This window comes from Thermoactinomyces sp. DSM 45891, from assembly GCF_900119485.1.
In the GTDB taxonomy this organism is placed as follows: Bacteria; Bacillota; Bacilli; order Thermoactinomycetales; family Thermoactinomycetaceae; genus Baia.
In genome coordinates, this window is sequence record NZ_FPJZ01000012.1 from 1 (window position 1) to 15,063 (window position 15,063).

General features: G+C 38.6%; 16 protein-coding genes and 2 pseudogenes. 3 read left to right on the top strand and 15 right to left on the bottom strand.

The features are described 5' to 3' along the window. From BT147_RS10215 to BT147_RS10240, 5 genes and pseudogenes are all read right to left on the bottom strand, one after another. Positions 1-629 (bottom strand): hypothetical protein (locus BT147_RS10215; RefSeq protein WP_072334100.1); only part of this gene is annotated, 629 nt, incomplete at its 3' end. 9 nt (positions 630-638) lie between these two features. Continuing rightward, complete coding sequence (locus BT147_RS10220) at positions 639-1,613, bottom strand: IS5 family transposase (RefSeq protein ID WP_072334641.1); 975 nt, start codon at positions 1,611-1,613, stop codon at positions 639-641. Between the two features lie 41 nt (positions 1,614-1,654). Next, a pseudogene (gene ltrA, locus BT147_RS10230) lies at positions 1,655-2,503 on the bottom strand (group II intron reverse transcriptase/maturase). Between the two features lie 537 nt (positions 2,504-3,040). Beyond that, entirely contained in the window at positions 3,041-3,433 is a 393-nt protein-coding gene (locus BT147_RS10235) for a hypothetical protein (RefSeq protein ID WP_072334647.1), read from the bottom strand. Positions 3,434-3,515: 82 nt separating this feature from the next. Beyond that, positions 3,516-3,905 (bottom strand): hypothetical protein, encoded by a 390-nt coding sequence (locus tag BT147_RS10240; RefSeq protein ID WP_072334649.1) that lies wholly within the window; start codon positions 3,903-3,905, stop codon positions 3,516-3,518. A 343-nt stretch (positions 3,906-4,248) separates the two neighbouring features. Here BT147_RS10240 and BT147_RS15260 point away from each other — a divergent pair, with 343 nt between their 5' ends. Continuing rightward, positions 4,249-4,335, top strand: a complete 87-nt coding sequence (locus tag BT147_RS15260; RefSeq protein WP_218159116.1) for a DNA cytosine methyltransferase — start codon at positions 4,249-4,251, stop codon at positions 4,333-4,335. Positions 4,336-4,605: 270 nt separating this feature from the next. On the opposite strand, the gene BT147_RS10250 is transcribed toward BT147_RS15260, so the two are convergent. From BT147_RS10250 to BT147_RS10265, 4 genes are all read right to left on the bottom strand, one after another. Beyond that, positions 4,606-4,992: a hypothetical protein gene (locus tag BT147_RS10250; RefSeq protein WP_072334655.1), complete on the bottom strand. Its 387-nt coding sequence runs from the start codon at positions 4,990-4,992 to the stop codon at positions 4,606-4,608. A gap of 269 nt (positions 4,993-5,261) precedes the next feature. Next, positions 5,262-5,654 carry a hypothetical protein gene (locus tag BT147_RS10255; protein ID WP_072334658.1) on the bottom strand — a complete coding sequence of 131 codons (393 nt, stop codon included), beginning with the start codon at positions 5,652-5,654 and terminating at the stop codon, positions 5,262-5,264. 503 nt (positions 5,655-6,157) lie between these two features. Further along, the gene (locus BT147_RS10260) at positions 6,158-6,550 is read right to left on the bottom strand and encodes a hypothetical protein (RefSeq protein ID WP_072334661.1); all 393 of its coding nucleotides are present in this window, start codon (positions 6,548-6,550) and stop codon (positions 6,158-6,160) included. A gap of 260 nt (positions 6,551-6,810) precedes the next feature. Beyond that, a complete protein-coding gene (locus tag BT147_RS10265; protein ID WP_072334664.1) occupies positions 6,811-7,200 on the bottom strand; it encodes a hypothetical protein in 390 nt (129 codons plus the stop codon). Positions 7,201-7,530: 330 nt separating this feature from the next. Between BT147_RS10265 and BT147_RS10270 the strand changes: the two are divergent. Further along, positions 7,531-8,448 (top strand): annotated as a pseudogene (locus tag BT147_RS10270) (IS4 family transposase); the annotation flags it as partial. A gap of 167 nt (positions 8,449-8,615) precedes the next feature. Here BT147_RS10270 and BT147_RS10275 read toward each other — a convergent pair. The 4 genes from BT147_RS10275 to BT147_RS10290 all read right to left on the bottom strand — a co-directional run bounded on the left by BT147_RS10275 (position 8,616) and on the right by BT147_RS10290 (position 12,214). Then, on the bottom strand, positions 8,616-9,572 hold the full coding sequence (locus tag BT147_RS10275) for a sporulation protein (RefSeq protein ID WP_072334670.1): 957 nt from the start codon (positions 9,570-9,572) through the stop codon (positions 8,616-8,618). A gap of 293 nt (positions 9,573-9,865) precedes the next feature. Next, positions 9,866-10,234 carry a VOC family protein gene (locus BT147_RS10280; RefSeq protein ID WP_072334673.1) on the bottom strand — a complete coding sequence of 123 codons (369 nt, stop codon included), beginning with the start codon at positions 10,232-10,234 and terminating at the stop codon, positions 9,866-9,868. A gap of 126 nt (positions 10,235-10,360) precedes the next feature. Further along, positions 10,361-11,272, bottom strand: coding sequence for an ABC transporter ATP-binding protein (locus BT147_RS10285; protein ID WP_502688567.1), 912 nt, complete (start codon positions 11,270-11,272; stop codon positions 10,361-10,363). Positions 11,273-11,293: 21 nt separating this feature from the next. Next, a complete protein-coding gene (locus BT147_RS10290) occupies positions 11,294-12,214 on the bottom strand; it encodes an ABC transporter permease (protein WP_072334678.1) in 921 nt (306 codons plus the stop codon). Positions 12,215-12,565: 351 nt separating this feature from the next. On the opposite strand from BT147_RS10290, the gene BT147_RS10295 reads away from it, so the two are divergent. Continuing rightward, positions 12,566-13,063 carry a DM13 domain-containing protein gene (locus BT147_RS10295; protein ID WP_502688568.1) on the top strand — a complete coding sequence of 166 codons (498 nt, stop codon included), beginning with the start codon at positions 12,566-12,568 and terminating at the stop codon, positions 13,061-13,063. Between the two features lie 131 nt (positions 13,064-13,194). Here the strand turns inward: BT147_RS10295 and bacA are convergent, their stop codons facing one another. Together bacA and BT147_RS10305 are read right to left on the bottom strand one after the other, a co-directional pair. Next, positions 13,195-14,025, bottom strand: coding sequence for an undecaprenyl-diphosphate phosphatase (bacA, locus tag BT147_RS10300; RefSeq protein WP_072334684.1), 831 nt, complete (start codon positions 14,023-14,025; stop codon positions 13,195-13,197). A gap of 205 nt (positions 14,026-14,230) precedes the next feature. Next, the gene (locus BT147_RS10305) at positions 14,231-15,058 is read right to left on the bottom strand and encodes an alpha/beta fold hydrolase (RefSeq protein ID WP_072334687.1); all 828 of its coding nucleotides are present in this window, start codon (positions 15,056-15,058) and stop codon (positions 14,231-14,233) included. Between the last annotated feature and the right edge of the window lie 5 nt (positions 15,059-15,063).

The window sequence follows — 15,063 nt, forward strand, 5'->3', positions numbered from 1 at the left end:
CTCATAGCCAAAAAGCCTATCACCACTGAGGAGATAAGAAATACCGTGTAGACGGCTGTTTCGTTACGAAATCGACTCGTTATCAATTGACAAAGTAGAGCAAAAGCCGTGAGTCCTATAAAGAAAAATATCATCATGAAGCAAAGGAGAGTTCCCACGTTTAACTCCAAATGAGAGAAGAACATCTGAAAAAAGGAACTCCACCTAGCATTTATGGAGAAAAACATAGAACCGATTATCATGTGAATGAGAAAATACACAACACAATACAACAAAACAGTCATGATGAGAGCGAGTACTTTTACAATCCACCAGTTACTCCTCTTTTTCATGCGTGTTAGAACGAATAAATCAAATCCACTATTTACATTCATCATATGATACACAAATAAGATAATCGGGAAAACGACACACACCCAAGTTAAGTATTGCAGTAGAGAGTCCGGAAATACGCCTCCCATTGAAAATAGTAAATAATCTACCAACTGCGGCTCAAATTTCTCTCTCTGTCCCAGTTCATTAATCATTGGGATATGTATGAGGGTAAGGAGAATCAGCAAAATCGAAATCCCAATCGCCATTTTGCTTCGAATGCACAAGTTAACGTTAGTTAATATTAGTTTAATCATCTATACCGCCTACTTTGCAAAATCTACTTTTCTAACCTTTATCCATCCTACTACTAAACAAACGAGAATGAAGGCAAGACCACACAACATCGATATACTTGCCGTAAGTGTAGGAATGGGCGGAACAAGTTGATTTGGAAAATGGGCTAAAAACATCAGGTGTGAAGTAGGGAAAAGGAAAGCCCAACTAGTAAATTTCTTGAAAACGATATATCCAGCGTACGTTAGTGCTCCACCTGTTATCCAAGAAAAACGGTCATACCGAACAACCAGTCGACGAAAGTTATCCATCCAAGCAAAACTACGTTCAACTTTAAACCGTTGTTTATAGGAGCTTTGGAAGTCCTTTGGCTGAAGCCCCTTCGGGGGCTTTTGATTTTTCTTAAATGGTATACGTACAAGAATCCCTTTTCTTCGCAAATAAGTCCGAAAGGCTTGACTTATATAGCCTTTATCTGCTACAAGTATCTTAGGTTTTCGAATGGGTGCTCCTCGTTTTTGTGGAATACGAATCTCACTTACGATTTTCTCAGCAAAGGTAATCTCATGAGGATTCGCATTTTCAATCAGCAAAGCGATGGGTAACCCGTTCTTATTCTCCACAACACTAAATACCTTAGATCCCTTACCCAGCTTCGTTTTTCCGATTTTGTCTCCTCCTCTTTTGGCCGGAACAAAGCTAGCATCCACATGTGCGATGCCTAGTTGGATTTTCTTCTCTTCGTATAGATCCCGCAGTAACCATTTCCATATTCGATCCCAAATTCTTAATTTGGAATAGAGACGGTGTCTCCTCCAACACGTTGTGTAAGAGCCATATTTCTTAGGCATATCCATCCAAGCACACCCTGTGCGTAATACGTACAGAATTCCGTTCAATGTCTTTCGTAAATTTGCTTCAGGTCTTCCTCTTCCTCGTTTTGCCTTCGGCAAATATCCGTTTATCTTTCGCCACTGTTTATCTGTTATCTCATGTCTACTCATATTACTGACTTTACACACTTTACTTATTTTTTCAATGTTTTCTATTCACTATTTGCATATTTATGTTTTTTGAAATGGCTTCTAAAGCTAAATCCTAGAAACTTTCGTTTCCAGGGCCTATCTACTGCACTTTTCTCTTGATTTACCTTGAGTTTCAATTTCTGTTTAATGAATTCGGTGACTGATTTCTTTACTCTCTCCCCCGCTTTGCGGGTTCTCACGTATATGTTGCAGTTATCGGCATACCGAACGAATCTATGCCCGCGCTTTTCCAGTTCTTTATCTAATACATCTAGCATGATATTAGATAAAGAACTGGGCTTAATGGGCCACCTTGTTCATTGGAAACTCGTAAGCCTAACCATAATTCCAGACTGCAAATACCTACGAATCAGTTTCAATATTTGCTTGTCTGTTATCTTCTTTACAAGTAAGCTCATTAATTTGTCATGGCTCACTTGATCAAAGAACTTCTCAAGATCTAGATCTATTACCCATCGATAGCCTTCCTCTATATATCCCCTGGCTTTTCTAACTGCGTCATGTCCACGTTTTCCTGGACGGAACCCGTAGCTACAATCTGAAAAACCCGGATCAAATAAAGGTGTTAGAATTTGAGCGATTGCTTGTTGTACGAAACGGTCGAACACAGTAGGTATACCTAATAACCGAACGCCCCCGTTCGGTTTCGGGATTTCGATTCGACGTACGGGCAACGGTTTATAGGTTCCATCTTCGATGGAAGAACGGATAGAAATCCAATGTTCTTGGATGTGTTCTCGTAGGGATTCTACTGACATTCCATCCATCCCATGGCTACCCTTATTCTTTTCCACTTGTTTGAGTGCTTTCAAGAGATTTTCTCTTGAAAGTAGCCGTTTCATTAACATCGATATAACCTTCCCCGTGAACCATTCGTTCTATTCGTCCATTCCTTACTCCACCCTCCTAGAGTCCCCCATGGACTTCACCACTTCCTCCTCTAGGCAAGCCTATTATAGGTTGTCTGTATCAATGTAAAGAATGAACCATAGTGAACCGTTCTTCTTAAATGTTCAGCCCTTCCCTTTTCAAGCGTCCCCTACTCAGGTACTATGGCTTCTGCTGACTTCTGCACGTTCAGCTAAACCTTTCGGTCTAGGTTACCATGTGAGCATGGCTTGCCATGCAGATCTCCCCGGGTAAGAACGCAGTCTTTCTCTCCATCTATCTGTCTCATTTACTCTCATTCGCCTTCGGTAGCAAGGACTTTGTCTTGTAACGCAGACTCATCCAACGAATATTAGCCTTATATGAGATTCGTGTTCCTCAGACCGGAGATTTGCCGCCGGCTTCCTTCAGATTCCACCTCACGGTGGACGCCCATGCCGGGCGCACATTAAGGAGATGGGGATTAATTAATAAACCTCATCTCCTTTTTCATCTACTTACGGTGCCCAACTGTACCTGAAGCCAGTCCAGTCAGGATTATTGTAAGCTGTTTCAAAATGCATACTAATTTGTTGATCACGAATTGCAGAGCTGTGCAGAGCTGTAGTTGTATCCTGTACACATTGTTTTTGTGAAGATATATTTCTATGGTCAACAGTATTAGTCATACAGAAGACACGACTACTTGCATCCATTACTCTTACAAGCTGAGTTGTAGGATCACCTCCACCGTGTCCTGCGGGGCGTGGATCAGAATAATGATCATCCTTACCAAATGCTCCAATAATTGTATCAAACTCATCCTCATGGAACCACGTAGCAGAAGCTGCTCCCATAGAAGTAACTAACATTCCGGCGGCCACTAGTGTTCCGACTAGTTTTTTTTTCATTTAAATCTACCTCCCTGTGTAGTAATATACAGCTTAAAGACAATGGAAATTATATAAAAAATTATACTGGTAATCTTCTATATTACGGTGCCCAAGTGTAGAGGAAGGTAGTCATATCAGGGTTATTGTAAGCTGTTTCAAAATGCATCCTAATCAATTGCCCACGATATGCTGTGCTGTGCAGAGCTGTAGTTGCATTCTGTACACACTGTTTTTGTGAAGATATATTATTCTTGTTAACATCATTAGTCATACAGAAGACACGACTACTTGCCTGATATACTCTTACAAGCTGAGTTTTAGGATCCCCTCCACCGTGTCCAGCTTCACGTGGACTCGAATAATGGTCACCAAAACCATACCCTCCGATTGCCACAGGACCAAAAGACGGGAACCAGGTAGCAGAAGCTGCTCCCATAGAAGTAACTAACATTCCGGCAGCCACTAATGTTCCGACTAATTTCTTTTTCATAACAAATCAATCTCCCTATGTAATAATTTACAGCTTAATGCCATCAGTAATTGTATAAGAATGAGTTATGAAAATCAATCATAATAATCGTATTTTTATTGATCACAAGGAATTGTAGGATGATACCCTACCGCAAAATATGCTCCAAAATATCGGATTTTTAGACCAACAAAACGCTTTAGTGTGATAAAGGAATGTATGATTTAACCTGTTTTTTTCCTATAGTTGAAGCAGATAGCAAATAGGAATTGTCAGACTATAAAATCCAGTCATATCAAGGGTTCAATGCTTCTAGAGGGGGTGGTGGGGGTAGAAAAAATCGGGAGGGGGATAGGTTGGGACTGTGAAAATATTAGATTTATTCGCAGGGATAAGAGGATTTCGATTAGGTTTTGAATCAGCAGGCCATGAGACAGTAGGATGGGTCTAGCTCCATTCCCTATTGCATATAAAAATGCATTGAATGGATTATGGGTGTTAGGATCAAATGGAACCAATTCCCCCGGACGAAAAATTTCTACTCCTACAATTATACATCCAACAAACAAGACAAAAGCAATCCACGTTTGCCAACGTAATATGGCCCTCTTGAATTCTACATTTAGAATATGTAACAACAAAAATTCACCTCATTTAATAAAACATAGGTTTAAAAAACCGGATGAAGAGATTATGAAATCTCCATCCGGTAATCTTCTATTTACGGTGCCCATTTATAGAAGAAGTAAGTAGGATCAGGGTTATTGTAAGCTGTTTCAAAATGCATCTTAATCAATTGCCCACGCTTTGCTTTGCTGTGCAGAGCAGTAGTTGTATCCTGTACACACTGTTTTTGTGCAGATATATTGTTCTCATTATTATCATTTGTCATACAGAAGACACGACTACTTGCAAACTCTATTAGTACAAGCTGAGTTTTAGGATCCCCTCCACCGTGTCCAGCTTGTTGCGCAGGAGAATAATGATCATTTTTACCAAATGCTCCAATTTCCTGGTAGCCATTTGCGAACCAGGTAGCAGAAACTGATCCTAGTGAAGTAACTAATACTCCAGCAGCCACTAACATGCCGACTAATTTCTTTTTCATATCAATCTCTCCATTCTTTTTATTTTTTTGTGTTACACAACATATACTCATATAATAGAAAAATAGTTTCACTTTTTATGATTATTTTTTAACAGACTATCTTTCTCCATATAAACACACGTAAACACACGACTCAATCACCTTCAGCAAGAGGAGTTACGTTGCTTTAAGGTGTCTTAAATCCTATCTTCTACTATTCACGTCATATGATAGAACAGCATTAAAAATACCAGATGGAGATGACACCGTTCCATCCGGTAATCCTCTATTTACGGTGCCCAACTGTACTTGAAGGTAGTACCATCAGGGTTATTGTAAGCTGTTTCAAAATGCATCTTAATCAATTGCATACGCTTTGCTGTGCTGTGCAGAGCTGTAGTTGCATCCTGTACACACTGTTTTTGTGAAGATATATTGTTCTCGTTAACATCATTCGTCATACAGAAGATACGACTACTTGCCTCCTTTACTCTTACAAGCTGAGTTTGAGGATCCCCTCCACCGTGTCCAGCAGGTCGGTCAACTGAATAATGGTCAAACATACCATACGCTCCAATCCATGTATATCCCTCATCCTCATGGAACCACGTAGCAGAAGCTGCTCCCAGTGAAGTAACCAATACTCCAGCAGCCACTAACGTGCCGACTAGTTTCTTCTTCATATAAAATCAATCTCCCTATGTAATATTATTACGGCTTAATGCCGTCGGTAATTATATAAGAATAATTTATGAAAATCAATAATTATATTAACCTCTTTTTTATTGATCACAAGGAGAATTTGTAGGATGATATCCTACCGCGAAATATGCTCCAAAATATCGGATTTTTAGAGCAACAAAACGCTTTAGCGTAATAAAGAAATGTATGATTTACCCTGTTTTTTTCCTATAGCTGAAACAGGTAGCAAATAGGAATTGTCAGACAGGTAAAATCAAGTAGTACCAAGGGCTGATGATACCTAAACTATGACACTTAAGGGTAAGTAGTATTTATATATATATATTAACAAAGGAACCTTAACTGTCATTTCCTACAGATAAAAAGGAGGTGGTGGTGGGTGGAAAAGAGGGATAGGTTGGGACTGTAGGAAAAAATCACCCACATTTCTATAGGTAGGGTTTATAGATTCGATAGGGCACGTTGTATTCCGGTAATCTTCTATTTACGGTGCCCAACTGTACTTGAAGGTAGTACCATCAGGGTTATTGTAAGCTGTTTCAAAATGCATCTTAATCAATTGCATACGCTGTGCTGTGCTGTGCAGAGCTGTAGTTGCACCCTGTACACACTGTTTTTGTGAAGATATATTGTTCTCATTCTCATCATTCGTTATACAGAAGACACGACTACTTGCATCCTTTACTCTTACAAGCTGAGTTTGAGGATCGCCTCCACCGTGTCCAGCCACTCGTGGAACTGAATAATGGTCATCTGTACCATTCGCTCCAATCCATGTATATTCCTCATCCTCATGAAACCACGTAGCAGAAACTGATCCTAGTGAAGTAACTAATACTCCAGCAGCAACTAACATGCCGACTAATTTCTTTTTCATATAAACCTCTCCATTCTTTTCGTTTTTTTACACTATACAACATATACTCATATAATATGAAAATAGTTTCGCTATTTATGATTATTTTTCATAGATTATCTAATTTAATATAAACACACTACTCAATCACCTTCAGCAAGAGGAGTTACTTTACTTTAAGGTGTTTTAAATCCTATCTTCTACTATTCACGTCATTTGATAGAACAACATTAAAAATACCGGATGGAGATTATAAAATCTTCCATCCGGTAATCTTCTATTTACGGCGCCCAACTGTAAAAGAAGGTAGTAGGATCAGGGTTATTTTGAGCTGTTTCAAAATGCATCTTAATAAGTTGATTACGATATGCTGAGCTTTTCAGAGATGTAGTTGCATCCTGTACACATTGCTTTTGCGCAGATATATTGTTCTCACGATAATCATTCGTCATACAGAAGACACGACTACTTGCTTTCTTTACTCTTACAAGCTGATGAGTAGGATCTGACCCACCGTATCCAGCTTCATGTGCTTGCGAATAATGGTCATGGTTACCATGCGCTCCGATTTTCACTTCATGAGCCCAATGGAACCAGGTAGCGGATGCTGCTCCTAGTGAAGTAACTAATACTCCAGCAGCCACTAATGTTCCGACTAATTTCTTTTTCATTCAAATACATCTCCCTATGTAATAATATACGGCTTAAGACCATTAGCAATTGTATACGAATAATTTATGAAAATCAATCATGCTAAAGAAATGTATGATTTACCTTGTTTTTTGCTATAGCTAGAACAGGTAGCAAATAGGAATTGTCAGATACGTAAAATCCAATAATACCAAGGGTTGAGAGTACCTAAACTATGACACTTAAAGTCAAGTAGTATTGACCTGGTACAGCAAGGAAGTTCAATACTTTCGAGCTATTGAAAGTTTGGATCTCATCAGCGGCCGAGAAATGGGGCAGTTTTCGCGAAAGCGAAGAACAATCTAAGGGCAAGCGAAAACTTGATAGAAGTGAATTATTCGACATTTTCTAAGAAGGCATCATCTGTCCCTTACTCTTTTTTCAAAAAACTACTTCACTTATTCCTAAGTCGATGTAATCGACGCCTTCGCAGAGATCTAGAATTGCCACCATCCATTGCTGTAGATTCTACTACCATTACAACTGGAGCCGGAAACTGGAAATGGGCACAATTCCGCGGTGAAAAAGCGGGTGTGAAGTTGCATGTTTCCTTTGATGTGAAAACAATGACTCCCATATGTGTGGAAGAATCAGTTGCGTCGCAACATGATTCAAAGAAGACATCTCAGTTGGTTACTATGAAAAGAGCCATCTATATTTGTGATCGTGCGTATGCCAAATATGATCGGATGGATGAACTTCATGGAGAAGACAAATTCTTTGTCATCCGATTAAAGAAAAATGCCGTTACTCGTGATGAACGTATCTGCTCTGTTCCAACAAAGGAATCCTTTGTTAGAGAAGACTGGATAGCGCGTTTGGGCGAGGAAGTGAATGGAACGATCCATCCATTTCGGTTAGTTACTTTTCAAGATCTGGAGGGACATGAGATTCGAGTGGTTACGAATCTATATGATGTGAGCGCTGAGGCAATTGCTGGAATGTATCGTGCCCGATGGCAAGTTGAGCTGTTTTTTCGCTGGATGAAACAACATCTGAATGTAAAGCGGTTGTTCGGAACAACTCCAAATGCTGTATACGGTCAGCTATACGCTTCCCTTATCGCTTATGCATTAATTCAATGGTTGTATGGTTACACACGTCCAGCCTTTTCTGCCATTTCGAAAATCGTTTTCTTGCGCAAGCTGTGGCTTGGTCAACTCCCAACCGAGTGGTTAATGAGGATCTATCAGTTCCTTCATGAAGAATGTCATAGATCATCCCTTTAACTCCTAAAATTATGCAAATCAACACATCTGACAAACTATTAAGTTAAAGTTGTTTTGATATGAAATAAACTCACATCGAACGTTATTCTATTAGTCTATAGTTCGAAAAGAAAAACATCCATTTCCCAAAAAGAGAAAAGAATGTTTTGAGACAAAAAATAACAACATTAAGCTTCACCATCGTCGCCAAAGAAATCATCAAATCCGCCTGCCATATCTTCTGCACCATCGAAAACCTCGTCCATTACCTCAGCTGCGAGCATTCCCGCGGCAAAACCCCCGATAGCCCCCATCGCCGTTTTGCCCATTCCACCGGAGGAATGACTGCGATGATGTCCGCGGCTATAATGATGACTACGATGTCCTTGCTGTCCTTGGTGGAAATATCCTGAATATCCTTGAGAGTACATACTTGGGTCATTCACCACCTCGGTAATCACTTGATTCAGATACTGCACTAACTCTGAAGTTTGACTTAGCATTTCATTCGCAAGCCAGATTTCACGCTTAATTTCCCTTTCTCCAAAGAAAGAATATAAATCAACTTCTAGAAGTAACCGAATTCCTCCTTCTTCAATCGCGGCTTTAAATTCTACTTCCTGCACTTTATCCCGGAAATAGTTCGTAGGTGCAAACTCAAATTCTTGCATATATCCATCAAACGAACGTGAATCATATTTCTCGTGGAAGCCCAGTTGTTGGAAAGCATGGATGACTTGTTGGAGACGGACAGGAGGATCAATGTGAACAAAATCACGATCTGAGGAATCTACTCCGTCTGCAATGTCTAAACGAGTCTTAAAGAAATAGGCAACCGAAGTCCCCGATACAAGTAGATTGTTTGGCATCGTGTACGAAAATGGAAAGGTGCGTCTCTCTGCAGGTTGAATATGAAATGTATGATGAAAAGGAAACGTTTGGATCACTTGTTTATACTCATGTCCATCTTTTCGAATACTTACCACGAAATCAATATCAATGCGATTGATCTTCTGCTCTACCTCTCCACCTTGAATCATCAGGCTTCCACTAACAGACTCACCCAGTGTAAAGGATTTCTTATCCAAAACTAAGTCCACCTTCGCAGAACCGTGACCAAATTTAGCAAGCAAATTTTTAAACATATTATTACCTCCGTTTATACCAGTACTTATATCCTATCAAAAAAGTGAAACTTAGTTATGTACGGTTTTGTTGAAATGGAGTACAATTTCACATTCGTACCGAATCATTTCAACAATCAACCACTTTTATTGTACATACCACTGGAGTAATTCTTTGAAACATAGTAGAACATACTCAATTCGTTTATATTCTATGACTTTATCACTCCCTTCGTTTAAAACTAGACTCTGATGTATATATAACAAAACCCACACATCTCTATTAATGATAAGTGCGAGTTTGTTGTTAAAACCTATATTCTTTCTAAAAACTCTATCCTATTACCGAATGGATCATGAACATAAAAGCGATTAGTCCCTTCCAAAGGCTCATCGTCTATTACTTCGATTTTGTTTTGAATGAGCTGTTCACGCAATCCTTCTAAGTTTTTAACCTGAAATGCAGGATGTGCTTTTTTAGCTGGAGAAAAGTCTTTTTGAATCCCGATATGTAGTTGCTGTGCCCCTACACTGAACCAAACTCCTCCTCGCTTCTTCAGATTATCTGGCTTAGGAATTTCATTCATTCCAAGGACATCACTGAAAAAAGTACGTGCTGTCTCTTCACTATCTGCTGGTGCAGCTAACTGAATATGATCCAGCCCTTCTAATTGAAACGCCACGTAATCACCTTCACTCTTATATTAATTAACATACAATCTACTAAAAAATGGTATTTGAAACGAGTAATCCTATTCCTAAGCCACATGCAAAATAGATGATTGCTTTGACATAAGCCTTTATTCTCATCATTGACTCGTAACCTCTAGGAAGCGGTCTTCCAATGATTTTGCTTTACTTTGAATGCCGTATAAACGAACCCCATTATGAAGGAGAAAACTACTTACCTCGGAAATTTCCTCTCTATTAATAGCGAGGACTAATTCATTATCTTTTATGGCCACCTGGCTATTCGGGAATTGCTCTCTCACATGGCGCTCTGCTAGATCAAGAGGCTCTACTTGGAACGTAACTTGCGTCTCTTTACTATCTCCATGGATAAATTCATTCATATCTTCTACTTTTACCAATTTACCTTGTTCTACAATCCCAATTCGGTCGCACATTAGTTCCATTTCACTTAGCAAGTGGCTCGAAACAATCACTGCAATATCCTCTTCACTGGCCAGTTTTCGAAGGTAATCACGTAATTCGCGAATCCCTGCTGGGTCAAGTCCATTAGTAGGTTCATCCAAAATAAGGACCGATGGATGATGAAGAAGTGCCTGTGCCAGTCCCAGACGCTGCCTCATACCAAGAGAGTACGTCTTCACCTTATTATGAATTGCATTCTCCAAACCAACTAATTTCACGATTTCATCGATACGGCTATCTGTAGCATTCACCATACGAGCATACTGCTTTAAATTTTGATATCCCGATAAGAACTTATACATATCCGGATTTTCTACTATAGCACCTACTTTAGCAACAGCCTTCTCAAAGTTCTTCTGAATGCTATTACCATCAATTATTACATCTCCTGCCGAAACAGAAGTGAGACCTACCATCATCCGAATCGTTGTTGTCTTTCCGGCTCCATTTGGTCCTAGAAAACCAAAGACTTCACCTGGGTAGATATCAAATGTTAACCCTTTAATGATTTCCTTACCTCTTATTACCTTTTTTAAATCTTTTATCTGTACAATTGCTTTTTTCATATGATTCATTCCCCTTTCTCTCTAAATGGCGATGTCCCTCTTCTTAAAAGTAATCATAGCAATGGCCAAGAAGAGGAGGAAATAGGCACCGAGTACGATAGAGGAGGAGGAAGTGGTCATTCCCTTAATAAGCGCATCTCCTGAAGACAAGTAATCCATATGGATAAACGGCGTAAACTTAACCCATTTATACTTCAGCATGAATAGTGTTGCAATATTACCCCCAAAATAAGCAGCCATTGAGAGACCGATTGCTAATCCATTATTGCGGAAAACCGTTGAAATCATAAAAGTAAAGGTAATGACGAAAAATGGTAGAATAAGTGATAACAAAAAGCTTTTACTCCAAGTATAAAGGAAAGTTTCCTTCACTAGATGGTCCCCTTGCATCACAGCATGCGATGCAGTAATTCCCTCGAACCCAAGCAATAATCCGCCTACTACTAAGAATAGAAGTATACCTAATAGTAATAAGCTAGCTGTAGAGAAGAGGGCAGAAACGTATTTTGAAAGTAATATTTTAAAACGATGGATGGGTCTAATTAACAATAATTTAATGGTTCCTGTTGAAAATTCACTTGCTACACTATTAGCAGCGATGATGATCCCAAAGAACGCACCAAAGAAAACAATCATCCCTTGTCCATTATCTAAATATGTATGGATCGTATATGGCTTAATATGATTGGCCAAAAGGTATTCACTTTTTGCTATTTCCTTTTGTGCCATTTCCTTTGCATCTTCGTCAGCCTCTTTATCGTTTAATATTGCCGTATTCTTCTCGATTCCCTTCTGCAGATCCGCCTGCCCATCTGCGGGCTGTTTATACCCCCCAATAAATGTAGTAAGCAGCACAGCCACTACTAAGAGTCCCATCATAATCCAAGTAGATAAACGATATGACGTTTTAATATTTTCGTTGTGAATCAACTTAAAAAACATAACTCACTTCCTCCTAATCTAAAAATTTATAGTTCTTTATAAATACAACCTTAACACATATACCCCTTGGTTCTCTTCATTGAAACTTGATTTCCTTTATTTTTCGAAAAGTAACTCATAGTCCCCAAAAACTATATAGTAAACATACATTACTTTTTATTAATTCAAATAAAATTATTTAATGAAACTTTTATTAATCTAAATTCTGTCACACACCTTTTCATCAATCTATATCGCATTTCATACGAATAATCTTTTTTTCTGTATAAATATAAATCTATTGAATAAAAAAAATAAACATCGTAACATATTAATGTATTACTTTAATGAAGAGTAATGTAAGGAGGATTCTTGGTGAAGAGCAATACATGGAAAATCATATCTATTTTATTTATCGTGCTTGCTGGACTTTGGTTTATATTCCGTCCCGAAAAATTATTTATTGATAAAACAGTAAATGAAGCACTTCAAACCACTAGTGGAAAAACGCAAGGATCGAACATTTTATACCAAGGTCAGTTTCATAGTGGAGATACTTTTCATAAGGGAAAAGGAACTGCAACGATTCATCAACTGGAAGATGGGAAACGAATTTTGCGCTTCACGGAATTTGAAACAGATAACGGTCCTGACGTAAAAATCTATCTGGTTGCCCTTCCAGAAATCAAAAAAAGTAAAGAGGTAACCCAAGAAAACTCTATTTCATTGGGACAAATAAAGGGGAACAAAGGAGATCAAAACTACGAAATTCCCGAGAATATTGACTTAAACAAATACCAGACCGTTTCGATTTGGTGTGAACGCTTTTCTGTCAACTTTGCCTCTGCATCGCTAAAAAAAGGAAGTTAGACATAGGATGTTTCTATCCTAAAAGATCTTTTTGGTAGATAATTGGTTGTTCAATATATCATGTCTAGCAACACAAAAAGGCTTTACTTATGGACTTGTCCACGAGTAAAGTCTTTTTTCTACTTTCTTGTTTAATCTACTAACATAAAGAAAATCAACAAAATAACCGCCAAAATAAAACGGTAGATGGCAAATGGGGTTAAACTAATTCTCTCCATCAAATGTAAGAAGAATTTAATCGCTAACAGCGCTACTAAAAATGCTGTAACAAACCCCGTTACAAAAAGGAGAAGATCACTGAAATGCAACTTACCCCAACTCTTGTACAATTCAAGGCTACTGGCACCCATCATCATCGGTACGGCAACAATAAAAGAAAACTCTGCCGCAGTTTTATGATTTGCACCCATTAAAAGTCCACCTGAAATAGTGGCGCCAGAACGGGAAAAACCTGGCCATAAAGCAAAGCATTGAAATACACCAATCATAAATGCTTGTTTATATGTAATCTCATCTAAGCTGGTAGTTACGACAGGGCGATTCCACTTTTCCGCGATGATCAATAAAATACCTCCCAAAATTAGGGGATAAACCACGGCTTCAGGAATGAATAAATCTTTAATAGAGTCCCGTAACAACAATCCCAGCAAAACAGCCGGAATCATCGCGACAATTACGTGTAGAATCGTAAGATGACCTTGTCCCTTGTTATCATCCTTTGATTTTTGAGAAATATGAATTCCAATAAGACTTAATAGACGTTTCCAAAAAACAACCACCACAGCCAAGATAGATCCTAACTGGATGACTACTTCAAAAGTGGGTGCTCTTTCATTATTTTCATGGAAGCCTAGTAACAAATCTCCTACCAAAATCATATGACCGGTAGACGAGACAGGGATAAACTCTGTCATCCCTTCCACAATGCCCAAAATAACTCCAACACAAACGTCCCACCACATCGTTGATCTCTCCATCTATACATTTTGTCATCCAAAAAAACATCTTTCTATTTACAGTATGATCCTAAAAACCGATTCATAATATGAGCTTTCTTATATCTAAATTCCTTTACAAACAAAACACGATCTGTCCACGCCCCTCATATGTGAAAAAACCACCTTTTAAAATAGGTGGCTTCAAACGAAATATAAAATTCCTATCAATTCACAAACTATCTTTCTTATTAGTATCCTTCATCATCTTCAACATTACTGAATACACCGCTGATTCAAGCTCGATCAATAAATGATTCGCACCTTCAACCTCGATATATTCTGCTTCGAGCACTTGGCTTTGTATTTCTTTACTATAGTAGCTAGGAAACATCAAATCGTATTGACCGTGTATCAAATACATCGGTTTATTTTTGAGAGTGGAGAGATCGCCTGTAACTTCAATATGTAACAAGGCGTTCAAAAGCATCACTAACTGTTCTTTCGTAAAAAAGTTGAGGCGCTCCTGCATAGAGCTTTCTCTAAATTGCGACCAACTCTCTGATTTAGGACCCAACAACAGGCTACTATTTAGATCCCAAAATCTTCTCATCTCCCCCTGCTCCACTAACTGAAGAAAATTAGTCCAAAGGGCTCTAAGGGGTGCTCCAATATAGAGGAATGGGGATATGAGGATCAGACCATCTACATTCGTAGGGTTTTGTATGGAATACTGTGCAACAATCCCAGCTCCTTGACTATGACCAACCAGTATCATCTTTTGAAAACATTCTTTTTCTTTTAGGTAACTGACCAGATCATCTAATTGCTGGACATATGCTGGAAATGAAGCAAGCTCCCATAAATGTGCATTATTTCCGTGTCCTACACAATCATATGTTATGAAATTAGCATGATCTTTGATGGGATTGATCATGTCATCCCAGCATACTGCTGATTCAGAGAAGCCGTGAACCAATACAAAGCAACATTTCTTATTTTCGTGGCGGTGAATATTTGCAACTGAATATTGACTTGAAAATAACAAGTTAGACTCCACTATAT

Bases quoted from the DNA above. Each gene is read 5' to 3' on its own strand.
- BT147_RS10220 (WP_072334641.1), bottom strand. From the start codon at position 1,613: ATGAGTAGACATGAGATAACAGATAAACAGTGGCGAAAGATAAACGGA.
- BT147_RS10235 (WP_072334647.1), bottom strand. From the start codon at position 3,433: ATGAAAAAAAAACTAGTCGGAACACTAGTGGCCGCCGGAATGTTAGTT.
- BT147_RS10240 (WP_072334649.1), bottom strand. From the start codon at position 3,905: ATGAAAAAGAAATTAGTCGGAACATTAGTGGCTGCCGGAATGTTAGTT.
- BT147_RS10250 (WP_072334655.1), bottom strand. From the start codon at position 4,992: ATGAAAAAGAAATTAGTCGGCATGTTAGTGGCTGCTGGAGTATTAGTT.
- BT147_RS10255 (WP_072334658.1), bottom strand. From the start codon at position 5,654: ATGAAGAAGAAACTAGTCGGCACGTTAGTGGCTGCTGGAGTATTGGTT.
- BT147_RS10260 (WP_072334661.1), bottom strand. From the start codon at position 6,550: ATGAAAAAGAAATTAGTCGGCATGTTAGTTGCTGCTGGAGTATTAGTT.
- BT147_RS10265 (WP_072334664.1), bottom strand. From the start codon at position 7,200: ATGAAAAAGAAATTAGTCGGAACATTAGTGGCTGCTGGAGTATTAGTT.
- BT147_RS10275 (WP_072334670.1), bottom strand. From the start codon at position 9,572: ATGTTTAAAAATTTGCTTGCTAAATTTGGTCACGGTTCTGCGAAGGTG.
- BT147_RS10285 (WP_502688567.1), bottom strand. From the start codon at position 11,272: ATGAAAAAAGCAATTGTACAGATAAAAGATTTAAAAAAGGTAATAAGA.
- BT147_RS10290 (WP_072334678.1), bottom strand. From the start codon at position 12,214: ATGTTTTTTAAGTTGATTCACAACGAAAATATTAAAACGTCATATCGT.
- bacA (WP_072334684.1), bottom strand. From the start codon at position 14,025: ATGTGGTGGGACGTTTGTGTTGGAGTTATTTTGGGCATTGTGGAAGGG.